Genomic DNA, 12,983 nt, shown 5'->3' with positions numbered 1-12,983 from the left:
GCTTCGTCGGAAGGATTTGATGGTCGCCAGCGCGACAGCGACTCAGCGCAGCGCCGTGTCCGGCACGTCGAGTTCAAGGGACAGCGCGAGGTGGTCCGACTGTGCGGCGGGCATCGCCTGGGCGCCCGAGCAGCCCAGGTCACTGCTGATCAGGATGTGGTCGATCGCGCGCTGTGGCTGCCAGCTGGGGAAGGTGGGCACCGCGCAGCTTGGCGGTTGCAGCCGGGTGTTGCGGAACAGCGCCTGCATCTCCGGTCGCTCGACCGCGCAGTTGAAGTCGCCCATCAGGACGGCGTGGCGGTGGTCCTGCAGCAGCTCGGCGATGAAGCCCAGCTGGGCGCTGCGCGAGTTGGCACCCAGCGACAGATGGGCGATGGCGACCACCAGGCCGTCGGCGCCCTCACCGAAGCGTGCAAGCAGCACGCCACGTCCGGAGATGCGGCCGGGCAGCGAGTGGTCGGTGACCTCGATCGGCTGCAGCTTGCTCAACAGGCCGTTGGCGCTTGAGGCGACCCCGGCCATGCGCCGGTTGGGCTGGTGGCTCCAGTAGTCGAAGCCGCCGTGCCGCGCCAGGTACTCGGTCTGGTTGGTGAAGCCCGAACGCAGGCTTCCCGGATCCGCCTCGTTGAGGCCGACGATGTCGTACTGGCCCGCCAGCTTCGCGATCAGGTCAAGGCTGCCGCGCTTGTTGCCGGCAGGCAGCACGTGCGACCAGCTGCGCGCCACATAGTCGTGGTAGCCCCGAGTGCTCGATCCGGCCTGGATGTTCGCGCTGAGCAGGCGCAGCCGGCGCGAGCCCGTCGGCGGACCCGCGCCGTCGGTGGCGCCCTGGTCTACACGCGGATTGTGCTCGGAAGCAGGCATGGCGGGCAGGGCGCGCGGCAAATCAGCCCTGGTCGTCCGCAGCTGCGTCGTCGGCGGCTGGGGCGGCGTCCGTCGTCGGGGCGGCCTTGGCAGCCCGCTCGGCGGCGATCAGGTGCTCGGCGATGCTGAGGTTCTGCTCCCAGCTCTTGCCAGTGATGCGGTACTTGCCGTCGACCACGAGATTCGGGGTGGACTCGACACCGGAGCGCTGCATGAACTTGAGTGCGCGGCCCATCTTCGCCTTGACGCTGAAGCTGGCCATGGTGTTCGCGAACTGCTTGGGGTCGGCGCCAAAGCGGCTGTAGAACTGCGCAATCCGGTCTTCCTTCGCGTCCGGCGGCAGGCTGCGCTCAAGATGGATGGCGTTGAACATCGCGTCGTGGCTCTGCGCCAGCAGTCCATTGGCTTGCGCGGCGTAGAAGGCCTTCGCGAAGGGGTCCCAGTAACCGCCGAACGGCGCCGCCAGCGGCGTGAACTGCACGTCCTCGGGCAGCTTGGCTGCCCAAGCGGTTACCAATGGCTCGAAGCCGGCACAGGCGGGGCAGGTGTAGCCGAATACCTCCACCACTTCGATCTTGTTGCTGCCCGGCTGGAAGGGCTGTCCGTTGGGAATCTCCACGTAGTCCACGCCGGCGACCGGAGCGGGACCTTCGGGAGCGACGATCGGGCCGGGCGTGCGCACCAGTGTTTCCGACCCGCTGAGCTGATCACCCGCAGTCGCGACCCCGGCATCATCCGGAGCCGGACGATCTGCGGCCACGGACGGAGCCGGGTCGCCAACCGTCTGCGCGTCGGTGGACGCTGGCGCGACATCCTGCGTGGCGCTGGTCGGCGCCTCCGATGAGCAGGCCGCAAGGGCAAGCACGGCTGCAAGGGTCAAGCCGAAGCGGGGCAACAAGGTCATCGGTGGTTCTCCAGAAAGTGTCGTATCGGTCGCGGCCGCAGCCGCAGTGCTCGGTAATCGGTTCGCAGGCATCGCGGTGGATCACCCCGAATGCCGGCAGCAGAGCCTACTTTTTCCGTTGCGCCAGCGCGGCGCGCTCGCGGTTGACCAGCGCGTCAGTGATGCGCAGGACGTCCTTGGACGTCTTGCCCAGCACACGGTACTTGCCCGCCACCACGATGGTCGGTGTGCCTTCCACTTCACTGCGGGTAAGGAAGTCCCGCGCCGCTACCAGCTTTGCGTGTACCGGCTTGCCCGTCATGAGGGCGGCAAAGTCGTCCGCATCGGCGCCGTACTCGGTGTAGAACCTGGCGATCACCTCCGGTGACGCGCCACCGATCGGCAGGCGGTGCTCCTCGTGGATCGCGCGGAACATGTCGCTGTGGGTGCGCTCGACCAGGTTCATCGATTGCGCCGCATAGAACGCCTGCGCATAGGGGATCCAGTAGCCGCCGAAGGGCGCCGGAACCGACACGACGTTGACGTCGGCTTTCTGCTGCTGTTTCCACGCCTGCAGCGCGGGCTCGAAATTCGCGCAGTGCGGGCAGGTGTAGCCGAAGACTTCGACCACCTCGATCGTGCCGGGGCGTGGCTCGAACGGGGCGCCATCGGCGATCAAGGCGTAATCCTTGCCGGCGACGAGGGCGTCGGCCGCGGGCGGCGCCGCGCAGGCGAGCAGGGGCAGCACGGCGAGAAGCGCGGTCGCGGCAACACGTGCAAAGCGCGTGCGGCGGGAGATGGGCAATACGGAATGAAACGTCATTGGCAGGATTCCCTCAAACAAGAACGCCGACCGTAACGATACGGCCGGCGCGATGAACGACAAGCGCAGAGCTCTGGAGCAGGGCGTTCGCAAACTCAGCCCTGGGGATCTTCCGGCCCGGCTTCGGTAGCGGTTGCAGCATCGATCGGCGCGTCATCGGCCGGCACATCGGCCGCGGGCTCGGGTGCGGTGTCCGGCGCGTCACTGCCGTCACCATTGGCCACGCCCTCCGCCGCTTCACCGTCCTCCGCGACCACGTCGGCGGCAGCGACCGGCGCCGGCGCGGCGGCCATGGCGGTAGCGTCCACGCCGATGTCGTCAGCGGTCGGGTGCAGGCCCTGCATGTAGCTGGCCAGGCTGCCGATTTCCTCGTCGGTCAGTGGCTTGGCGATGCTGGCCATGATGTTGAACAGGCGTGGATCGGTACGCGAGGTGGTGCCGGCGCGATACAGCTCAAGCCGCTGCTGGGCGTACTCCGCGTGCTGGCCGCCGACGTGCGGGTAGGCAGGGCCCGGGTTGCCGCTTCCGGCCGGTCCGTGGCAGGCCATGCAGGCCGGGATGCCGCGCGCTGCGTCGCCCGCGCGGAACAGCTTCTCGCCGATCTCGTAGAACTTCATGTCGGTATAGGGACCGCTGGTCACGACGCTGTCGTCAGCCACGCCCGCGCCGGACTTCTGGGTCGCGAAGTAGGCACCCAGGTCACGCGCATCCTGTGCGCTGAGCATGTCGGCGAAGGGCTTCATCACCGCGGCCATGCCGTCATTGCGCTCGCCGCTCTTGAACAGGGCCAGCTGGTGCGCGATGTAGCGCTCGCTCTGGCCGGCGATGCGGGGATACATCGGGATCTCGGAGTTTCCGTCCAGCCCGTGGCAGGCGGCGCACGTGCCCGCGAGAGTCTGGCCGTTCTGGACATCCCCCCAGGTGGCATGCTCGGGCGCTGCGGGTTCCAGCGGGGCAGTCTCCACCGGTGCGGCGTCGGGGACCGGGGTCACCGTGGTCTGGGCATAGGCAACAGCTGCCGCTGCGAAGACGACAAGACCTGCGATACCTAGGACGCGGGCGTGGCTCATGGGGCTGGGCTCCGGAAAACACTGAAGTGACAGCCTGTCAACGGCTGTCTAACTGCAGAATTATCATCGGCGCGGCGCATGGGGTCAACGCGAGTGCCCGGTGCGTCTGCTTTCCGCGGCCGTCTGCAGCGGGATCTGCAAGCGTGGGACAGTGATTCCCGCGCGTCGCCGCGCCGGCCGTGCGATCCTAGCGCCATGGCCAATCCCCTTATCCGCGCCCAGTATCTGCTGGCTGCGCACACCCCGGCGCAACTGCCGCCCGACGGCGGCTTCGAGGTTGCGTTCGCGGGGCGCTCCAACGCCGGCAAGTCCAGCGCGCTCAACGCGATCTGCCAGCAGAACGCGCTCGCCCGGGTGTCCAAGACCCCCGGGCGTACCCAGCAACTGGTGTTTTTCGAACTCCCGCCAAGTACCGACCGCTTTCTCGTCGATCTGCCCGGCTACGGCTACGCCAAGGTGCCCAAGGACCTGCAGGCACACTGGCAGGCGTTTCTTGACCGCTATTTCCGTACCCGCGAGGCGCTCAAGGGTCTGGTGGTCGTGATGGACATCCGTCATCCGCTGAAGGAGTACGACAGGCAGATGCTGGGCTACGCGGTCAGTCGCGGTCTTCCGGCGCACGCGATCCTGACCAAGGCCGACAAGCTCAGCCGCGGCGCGCAGGGCACCGCATTGCTGGAAGTGCGCAAGGCGCTGAAGGCCGAGCATGGCGATGCGGTCACTGCGCAGCTGTTTTCCGGCGAGTCCAAGCTCGGGGTCGATGAGGCCCGTCGCGTGATCGAGGGCTGGCTGGAACTGTGATCCGTCTGCAACGGAATGGCGCCCCGATCACGGCGGCATTGCGAAGATGGTGTGTCCCCACACATCTGCCAGTGCGATACCCATGACCCATGACGAGGTGAGCGTGTCCGGTTCCAGTCACGTAGAAGAGCCCCTGATCGAATCCCGCAACCAGCTGGTGGATTACCTCAGCTCGGGCACGCGCGAGCGCGACGACTGGCGGATCGGTACCGAGCACGAGAAGTTCGGCTTCCATTTCGATGACCTGCGTCCGCCGACCTTCGACGGCGAGCGCGGCATCGAGGCGCTGCTCAAGGGCCTGGTCCAGTTTGGCTGGGCGCCGGTGGAGGAGGACGGTCGGGTGATCGCGCTGACCCGCGATGCCGCGTCGGTGTCGCTGGAGCCTGCCGGGCAACTGGAACTGTCCGGAGCGCCGCTGGAGAACCTGCACGAGACCTGCCGCGAGGCGTCCTCGCACCTGCGCGAGGTGCGCGCCGTCGCCGAGCCGATGGGACTGGGTTTCCTGGGCATGGGCTTCCAGCCCAAGTGGCGCCGCGACGAGATGCCGTGGATGCCCAAGGGCCGCTACAAGATCATGCGCGAGTACATGCCGAAGGTCGGCAGCCTCGGCCTGGACATGATGACCCGGACCTGCACCGTGCAGGTCAACCTGGATGTCGCCTCCGAGGCCGACATGGTGAAGAAGTTCCGGGTGTCGCTGGCGCTGCAGTCGATTGCGACCGCGCTGTTCGCCGACTCGCCGTTCACCGAAGGCAAGCCCAACGGCTTCCTGTCCTACCGCTCGCACATCTGGACCGACACCGACAACGATCGCAGCGGCATGCTGGATTTCGTCTTCGAGGAAGGTTTTGGCTATGAGCGCTACGTCGACTACCTGCTCGACGTGCCGATGTACTTCATCCAGCGCGGCGACAATTACATCGATGCGGCGGGCCAGTCGTTCCGCGACTACATGGCCGGCAAGCTGCCCGCGCATCGTGGTCACCTTCCCAAGATGCAGGACTGGGCCGACCACACCACCACGGCGTTCCCCGAGGTGCGGCTGAAGAAATACCTGGAGATGCGCGGCGCCGACACCGGGCCGTGGAACCGGATCTGCGCCCTGCCGGCGTTCTGGACCGGCCTGCTGTACGACGACAGCGCGCTGGATGCCGCCTGGGACCTGGTCAAGGATTACAGCCTTGAGGAGCTGCACGCGCTGCGCAACGGCGTGCCGCGGCAGGCTTTCAAGCTGCCATTCCGCAAGGGCACGGTGCTGGACGTGGCCCGCGAGGCGCTGCAGATCTCCGCCCACGGACTGGCCCGGCGCGCGCGCCTGAACGATGTCGGCAGCGACGAGACGATCTTCCTGTCGCCGCTGATGGAGCTGGTCGAGGCCGGCGAGACGCCCGCCGAGCGCAAGCTCGCGCTGTACCACGGCGTCTGGGGCGGCAGCGTGGACCCGGTATTCCGCGAGTTCGCCTACTGAGTCGGCGTGCATCGTGCCCGGCGCGCACGAAATGATGCACCGCAACACCAGCTGCGTTAACGTGGCTGGATGAGCACAGACAACGATTCCACTACCGCTACCAACGACGATTCGCTGCGCACGGTGACGTTCGCCGCGGTCGATACGTTCCTGCGCGAGGACGTCAACCTGCTGGGCGGCATGGTCGGCAGGATCCTCGCCGAGCAGCGCAGCCCGGACTTCCTCGCCGAGGTGGAAGCGCTGCGCCGGGCCGCGATCAGCCGGCGCGAGAACGACCAGCCCGTCACCGAACTGGCCGAGGCGCTGGCCGGCCACGAGTTGCAGAAGGCCAGCGATCTGGGCCGCGCCTTCTCCACCTATTTCCAGGCGGTGAACCTGGCCGAGCGCGTGCACCGCATCCGCCGCCGGCGCGACCACGAGCGCGCCGAACAGGGCGCCCAGCCCGGCGGCCTGCTTGACGTGATCGGCTCGCTGGCCGGGCAGGGTGTGGAGGCCGCCGAGCTGGCCGACCTGCTGCCGCGCATGCGCATCGAGCCGGTGTTCACCGCCCATCCGACCGAGGCCGTTCGCCGCGTGCTGCTGCACAAGGAGCGCCAGATCGTGCGCAGCCTGGTCAACGACATCGACCGCAACCGCACGCCCGCCGAGCGCCGCGCCGACCACGGCCGCATACGCATGGCCCTGACCGCCAGCTGGCAGACCGTCGAGGCGCCCGCGGCCAAGCCCAGCGTCGCCGACGAGTTCGAGCACGTCGGGTTTTACCTATCCGAGGTGTTGTACCGGGTGCTGCCGGTGTTCTTCGAGCACTTCGAGGCCGCGTTGCGCGAGCACTACGGCGATGCGGTCGAATTGCCGGACGTGCTGGGTTTCGGCAGCTGGGTCGGCGGCGACATGGACGGCAACCCGAACGTGGGTGCGGACACGATCGCCGACACCCTGGCCGGACAGCGCGCGCTGGTGCTTGCCGCCTACCGCCGTGACATCGCCCGCCTGGCCGACCTGCTCAGCCAGTCGCTCAGCCGGGTGTCGGTGAGCGATGCGGTGATCGGGCAGGTCGCCGCCTACCGCGAACTGCTGCCCGAGGCGGCGGCCGAGCTGCACCCGCGCCACGCCGACATGCCGTACCGCAACCTGTTGATGCTGATGGCGGCCCGGCTACGCGCGACCAGCCACGACGAGGCCACCGGTTATCCCGACGCCGCCAGTTTCGTCGCCGACATCGAATGCATCCACGCCAGCCTGATGGCGAACCGCGGCGAGCATGCCGGGGACTTCGTGCTGCGACGCCTGCTGCGGCGCGCGCGCTGCTTCGGCTTCCACCTCGCCAGCCTCGACCTGCGCCAGGACTCGTCCGTGCACGACGCCGCGCTGGCGGCTGTCCTGCAGGATCCGCAATGGCCCGAGCGCAGCGCGCAGGAGCGGGCCGACCGCCTGCACCGGATGATGGCGGGCGATCTGGTTCCTGCCGACGCCGACGCCAGCGAGGCGGTGCGTACCCTGGATGTCTTCCGCGCCGTGGCCCGCTTGCGGCCGCGCTACGGCGAGCGCGTGTTCGGTCCCTACATCATCAGCATGAGCCGCAGCGCCGCCGACGCGCTGGCGGTGTTGGCGCTGGCGCGCGTGGCCGGTTGCGTGGAGCCCGCAGACGCCGGCGCGGACGCGGCGCCGGTGGTGCCGCTTGACGTGGCGCCGCTGTTCGAGACCGTGGCCGACCTGGAAGCGGCCGATGCCACGATGCGCGCGTTGTTCAGCGACCCGGTCTACCGCGCCCACCTGGCGGCGCGCGGCAACCGCCAGCTGGTCATGCTGGGGTATTCGGACAGTGCCAAGGACGGCGGCATCATTGCCTCGCGCTGGGCGCTGCAGCAGACCCAGGTGGCCCTGACCGCGCTGGCCCGCGAGAGCGGGGTCGGCATCGTGTTTTTCCACGGCCGCGGCGGCTCCGCCAGCCGCGGCGGCAGCAAGACCGAGCGGGCGGTGATCGCCGCACCACGCGGCTCGGTGGACGGCGTGCTGCGGCTGACCGAGCAGGGCGAGGTGATCCACCGCAAGTACGGCACGCGCGCGATCGCCCTGCGCAACCTGGAGCAGGCGACCGGCGCGGTGATGCGGGCGACCCTGCGCCCGCGGCCTTTGGATACCCGGGCGCCGCGCTGGCGGTCGATGGCGGCCGAGCTGGCCCGCGATTCCAGCGCCCACTACCGCGCCTTGGTCCACCAGCATCCGGATTTTTCCGCCTACTTCCGCGCCGTCACCCCGATCGACGTTATTGAGCGGCTGCGGATCGGCTCACGCCCGGCCAAGCGCATCGGCAGCGGCGGCGCGGAATCGCTGCGGGCGATCCCCTGGGTGTTTTCCTGGTCGCAGAACCGCTCCGGGCTGACCACCTGGTACGGCGTGGGCACCGCTCTGGAGCAGGGCCTGCAGCGCCATGGCGCCGACCCCTACGCCGAGCTGGCGCGCGACTGGCCGTTTTTCGCCACCCTGATCGACGACGTGGAGATGGTCCTGGCCAAGTCGGACCTGGGCATCTTCGAGTGCTATTCGCAGCTGGCCCGCGACACCCCGTCGGCAACGGGCACGCCTGACCTGCACGCGCAGATGTTCCCGGCCATCGCCGCCGAATTCCGCCGCACCCGCGGCGCCGTTCTGGCGATCAAGGGCGAGGACGAGCTGCTCAACGGCGACCAGCGCCTGCAGCAGTCGATCCGGCTGCGCAACCCCTACGTGGACCCGATCAGCCTGTTGCAGGTCGACCTGTTGAAACGCTGGCGCGCGGGCGAGCGCAAGGACGAGGAGCTGTTGCAGGTGCTGATGGCTACCGTCAACGGTATCGCCGCGGGGATCCAGAACACCGGTTGAGCCCGCGGCGAGCGCGGCGCCCGCTTCACGGCGGGAAACCCGTATTGATGAACCGCGGAACCGGCCGGCGACAAGCCCGACCGGTTCCGCGAACCGTCAGCGCCGGCGCGCCGCCCGGATCTGCGCGTCCACCGCCGCAATCGCAGTCAGGTTGACCACCCGGCGCGAGGTGGAGTCGTTGGTCAGGATGTGCGCCGGCTGGTCCAGGCCCATCAGGATCGGACCGATGGCGACGCCGTCGGTGGCCACCCGGAACATGTTGTAGGTGATGTTGGCCGCGTCCAGGTTGGGCAGGACGAACAGGTTGGCGCGCCCGTGCAGGGTGGTGTTGGGGAAGACCCGTTTGCGCAGCGCCTCGTTCCACGCGGTGTCGGCCATCATCTCGCCGTCGACTTCCAGCTTGGGCGCGCGCGCGCTGAGGATCTCGCGGACCCGGCGCATCTTGCTGGCGGACGGATTGTCGTGGCTGCCGTAGTTGGAGTGCGACAGCAGCGCGACCTTGGGTTCCACCCCGAACAGCTTCAGGCGGTAGGTTGCCTGCAGGGTCGCCTCGGCGATCTGCTCCGCGCTGGGGTCCAGCTGGACGTGGGTGTCGAGGAAGAACCAGGCGCCGGCGTCGTTGATCACCCCGGTCATCGCCGAGGTGCCCGTGATGCCGCGGTCGAAGTCGAACACGCTGCGCAGGTAGCCCAGCTTCTTGTTGAAGCGGCCGACGATGCCGCAGATCATCGCGTCCGCCTCACCTCGCTCGACCATCAGCGCCGCGATCAGGGTCGGTCGCGAGCGGATCAGCGCCTTGGCCGCCTCGATGGTCACGCCGCGACGCTCGGTCAGCGCGTGGTACTGCTGCCAGTACTCGTGGAAGCGCGGGTCATCGTTGATGTTGGTCAGCTCGAAGTCCACGCCCTGGCGCATGCGCAGGCCGAGGCGTTCGATGCGGTGCTGGATCACGTCCGGGCGGCCGACCAGGATCGGCGTCGCCAGGCCCTCGTCGATCACCGTCTGCACCGCGCGCAGGACGACTTCCTCCTCGGCCTCGGCGTACACAATCCGCTTGCGGTCACGGCGGGCCCGGTCGTAGACCGGCTTCATCAGCAGGCCGGTGCGGTGGACGAACTGGCCCAGTTGCTCCTCATACGCCGCCATGTCGGTGATCGGCCGCGAAGCCACCCCCGAATCCATCGCCGCGCGGGCGACCGCCGCGGACACCATCACCATCAGGCGCGGGTCGAAGGGGCGCGGGATCAGGTACTCGGGGCCGAAGGTCGGCACCTCGCCGCCGTAGGCAGACGCCAGATCGCCCGCTTCCAGCCGCGCCAGCTGGGCGATGGCGTGCACGCAGGCAAGCTTCATCTCCTCGTTGATCACCGTCGCGCCGACATCCAGCGCGCCGCGGAAGATGTAGGGGAAGCAGACCGCATTGTTGACCTGGTTGGGGTAGTCCGAGCGGCCGGTGGCGATCACCGCATCCGGGCGCACCGCCTTGGCGTCGTCGGGCAGAATTTCCGGGTAGGGGTTGGCCAGGGCCATGATCACCGGGCGCTCGGCCATCGTGGCGACCATCTCCGGGGTGAGGATGCCGCCGGCCGACAGGCCGAGGAACACGTCCGCGCCGTCAACGATTTCCGCCAGCTCGCGCAGCTTGGTGTCGCGCGCATAGCGGGCCTTTTCAGGGTCGAGGTTCCCGCGGCCGGTGTAGAGCACGCCATCACGATCGAAGGCGAGGATGTTCTCCGGCCGCGCGCCCAGCGCCACCAGCATGTCCAGGCAGGCGATGCCGGCGGCGCCAACGCCGGTGGTGGCGATGCGCACGTCCTGGATCTGCTTGCCGACCACTTCCAGCGCGTTGAACACCGCCGCGCCGACGATGATCGCGGTGCCGTGCTGGTCGTCGTGGAAGACCGGGATCTTCATCCGTTCGCGCAGCTTGCGCTCCACGATGAAACACTCCGGCGCCTTGATGTCTTCCAGGTTGATGCCGCCGAAGGTCGGCTCCATCGCCGCGATCATGTCGACCAGCTTGTCGGGATCGCGCTCGTCCAGTTCGATGTCGAACACGTCGATCCCGGCGAACTTCTGGAACAGCACGCCCTTGCCTTCCATCACCGGCTTGCCCGCCAGCGGCCCGATGTCGCCCAGACCCAGCACCGCGGTGCCGTTGGTGATCACCCCGACCAGGTTGCCGCGCGCGGTGTAGTCACGGGCCGTGTTGGGGTCGGCGACGATCGCTTCGCAGGCGTAGGCCACCCCGGGCGAGTACGCCAACGCCAGATCGCGCTGGGTCACCATCGCCTTGGTCGGTGCGACCTTGATCTTTCCCGGTGGATTCTGGCTGTGGTAGTCGAGGGCGGCTTGCTTGAAATCGTCGTGAGTGGCCATTGCGTACGCGAGGCGGAAGAAGCCATCGATTCTATCGCTCTGCGCCGGCGGCGCCACCGGCCCTGACTAAACCGTCCATAACGCGGGGTTATGGACGGGCCGCGTTTTATCAGTGTCGCCAGCGCAGGTGCTGACCTATGGTCGAGTGCACTGCATCGCATCAGGGGGTTTGCGCTTGCCACGCCTTGCTGGATTTACCGTCGCCCGTGTGCTTCGCGTCGCCGTCCTTGCGGGCGCTTTGGCGGCATGCGCCCACGGGCCCGCGCCAGAACTGTCGCAGGCGGACCTGCTGATCGTCGGCGGCTCGCTGCATGACGGCGGCACCGGCGCGATGCGCCGGGCCGATGTCGCCATCGTCGATGACCGCATCGTCTGGGTCGGACCGGACGCAACGCAGCGTTATCGGGCCGCGCGCACCATCGATGCCGCCGGCCAGGTGGTCGCACCGGGCTTCATCGATCCGCACTCGCATCCCGACACCTACATCCGTTCCGACGACCCGGCGCAGCGGCGCAACGCACCGTGGCTGTACCAGGGCGTGACCACGATCGGGATCGGCGTCGACGGCGGCGGCAGCCCGGATATCGCCAGGCAGCGGGCGTGGTTCGACAGCCACGGGGTGGGGACCAACCTGGTGGCTTACGTCGGGTTTGGCGCGGTGCGCTCGCGGGTGCTCGGGCAGAGCGCGCGTGCGCCGGATGCGGCGGAACTGGCCCAGATGCGCGAGCTGGTCGCATCGGCGATGTGCGAGGGCGCGTTCGGCCTGTCGAGCGGACTGTTCTATGTGCCGCAGAGCTACGCGGGCACCGACGAGGTGGTCGCCGTCGCTGGCGAGGCGGCGCGCCGCGGCGGGCTGTACGACACCCATCAGCGCGACGAATCGTCCTACGGGGTCGGCCTGGTCGAATCCACCCGCGAAGCGATCGAGATTGGCCGTCGCGCCGGTATGCCGGTGCACATCGCCCACATCAAGGCGCTGGGGGTGGACGTGCACGGCAAGGCCGCCGAGCTGGTCGCGCTGGTCGAGCACGCGCGCGCGGACGGCCAGCGGGTGACCGCCGACCAGTACCCGTGGCTGGCCTCAGGGACCGGACTGGCGGCGGCGTTGCTGCCGCCGTGGTCACGCGAGGGCGGGCGCGAGGCGATGCTCAGACGCTTCGCCGACCCCGCGCAGCTGGCTGGCATCCGCGAGGAAATGGACGACAACCTGCGCCGCCGCGGCGGTGCCGACGCGATCCTGCTCACTTCCATCGGTGAGGAATGGACCGGGAGGACGCTGGCGGAAGTCGCTGCCGACTGGCGCGTGTCCGCCATCGACGCCGCACTGCGCATCATCGGCCAGGACGAGCGTCCGCCGGGCGTGCGCAGCAGCGCCTCGATCGCCTCGTTCAACATGCGCCAGGACGATGTCGACCTGCTGATGCAGCAGCCCTGGGTGGTGACCAGCTCGGACGGATCCAACGGCCATCCCCGCCAGTACGGCAGTTTCCCGGAGAAGTTCGCCCGCTACGTGCGCGAGCGGGAGTTGCTGGATATCGCCACCTTCATCCACCGCTCCACCGGCCTGAGCGCCGACATCCTCGGCCTGCAGCAACGCGGTTACCTGCGGCCGGGCTACTTCGCCGACGTGGTCGTGTTCGATCCGGCGACGCTGGCGGCGCGGGCCACCTACGTCCAGCCGCGCGAGCTCTCGATCGGGGTCAATCACCTGATCGTCAATGGCGTGGTCGCGATCAGCGACGGCGCGCAGACGGATGAGCTGGGCGGCCGGATGCTTCACCATGTGCCAACCGAAGGCACTTGTCCGTGACTGCGGATGCGCGTTTGATCACC

General features: G+C 68.6%; 8 protein-coding genes and 1 pseudogene. 4 read left to right on the top strand and 5 right to left on the bottom strand.

Translation table 11 applies throughout. From position 1 onward, the window contains the following. Positions 1 to 42: 42 nt before the first annotated feature. The 4 genes and pseudogenes from INQ43_RS11260 to INQ43_RS11245 all read right to left on the bottom strand — a co-directional run. Complete coding sequence (locus INQ43_RS11260; protein WP_194035878.1) at positions 43 to 780, bottom strand: endonuclease/exonuclease/phosphatase family protein; 738 nt, start codon at positions 778 to 780, stop codon at positions 43 to 45. A 106-nt stretch (positions 781 to 886) separates the two neighbouring features. Then, complete coding sequence (locus INQ43_RS11255) at positions 887 to 1,768, bottom strand: thiol:disulfide interchange protein DsbA/DsbL (protein WP_228062508.1); 882 nt, start codon at positions 1,766 to 1,768, stop codon at positions 887 to 889. Between the two features lie 106 nt (positions 1,769 to 1,874). Beyond that, complete coding sequence (locus INQ43_RS11250; RefSeq protein ID WP_194036510.1) at positions 1,875 to 2,570, bottom strand: thiol:disulfide interchange protein DsbA/DsbL; 696 nt, start codon at positions 2,568 to 2,570, stop codon at positions 1,875 to 1,877. A 314-nt stretch (positions 2,571 to 2,884) separates the two neighbouring features. Further along, a pseudogene (locus INQ43_RS11245) lies at positions 2,885 to 3,640 on the bottom strand (c-type cytochrome); the annotation flags it as partial. Between the two features lie 195 nt (positions 3,641 to 3,835). Between INQ43_RS11245 and yihA the strand changes: the two are divergent. The 3 genes from yihA (at position 3,836) to ppc (ending at position 8,771) form a co-directional block, all read left to right on the top strand. Further along, positions 3,836 to 4,441 (top strand): ribosome biogenesis GTP-binding protein YihA/YsxC, encoded by a 606-nt coding sequence (gene yihA / locus INQ43_RS11240; protein WP_194034359.1) that lies wholly within the window; start codon positions 3,836 to 3,838, stop codon positions 4,439 to 4,441. 103 nt (positions 4,442 to 4,544) lie between these two features. Then, positions 4,545 to 5,909 carry a glutamate--cysteine ligase gene (locus tag INQ43_RS11235; RefSeq protein ID WP_194037676.1) on the top strand — a complete coding sequence of 455 codons (1,365 nt, stop codon included), beginning with the start codon at positions 4,545 to 4,547 and terminating at the stop codon, positions 5,907 to 5,909. A gap of 69 nt (positions 5,910 to 5,978) precedes the next feature. After that, complete coding sequence (ppc, locus tag INQ43_RS11230; protein WP_194036508.1) at positions 5,979 to 8,771, top strand: phosphoenolpyruvate carboxylase; 2,793 nt, start codon at positions 5,979 to 5,981, stop codon at positions 8,769 to 8,771. Between the two features lie 96 nt (positions 8,772 to 8,867). On the opposite strand, the gene INQ43_RS11225 is transcribed toward ppc, so the two are convergent. Continuing rightward, positions 8,868 to 11,150: an NADP-dependent malic enzyme gene (locus tag INQ43_RS11225; RefSeq protein WP_194034357.1), complete on the bottom strand. Its 2,283-nt coding sequence runs from the start codon at positions 11,148 to 11,150 to the stop codon at positions 8,868 to 8,870. A 175-nt stretch (positions 11,151 to 11,325) separates the two neighbouring features. On the opposite strand from INQ43_RS11225, the gene INQ43_RS11220 reads away from it, so the two are divergent. Continuing rightward, the gene (locus INQ43_RS11220) at positions 11,326 to 12,960 is read left to right on the top strand and encodes an amidohydrolase family protein (RefSeq protein ID WP_228062507.1); all 1,635 of its coding nucleotides are present in this window, start codon (positions 11,326 to 11,328) and stop codon (positions 12,958 to 12,960) included. Positions 12,961 to 12,983: the final 23 nt, after the last annotated feature.

It is taken from the genome of Lysobacter sp. H23M47 (assembly GCF_015209765.1).
GTDB classification, from domain to species: domain Bacteria; phylum Pseudomonadota; class Gammaproteobacteria; order Xanthomonadales; family Xanthomonadaceae; genus Novilysobacter; species Novilysobacter avium.
Note: the sequence above shows the minus strand (reverse complement) of the source record. Positions and strands in the feature narration are given on the sequence as shown.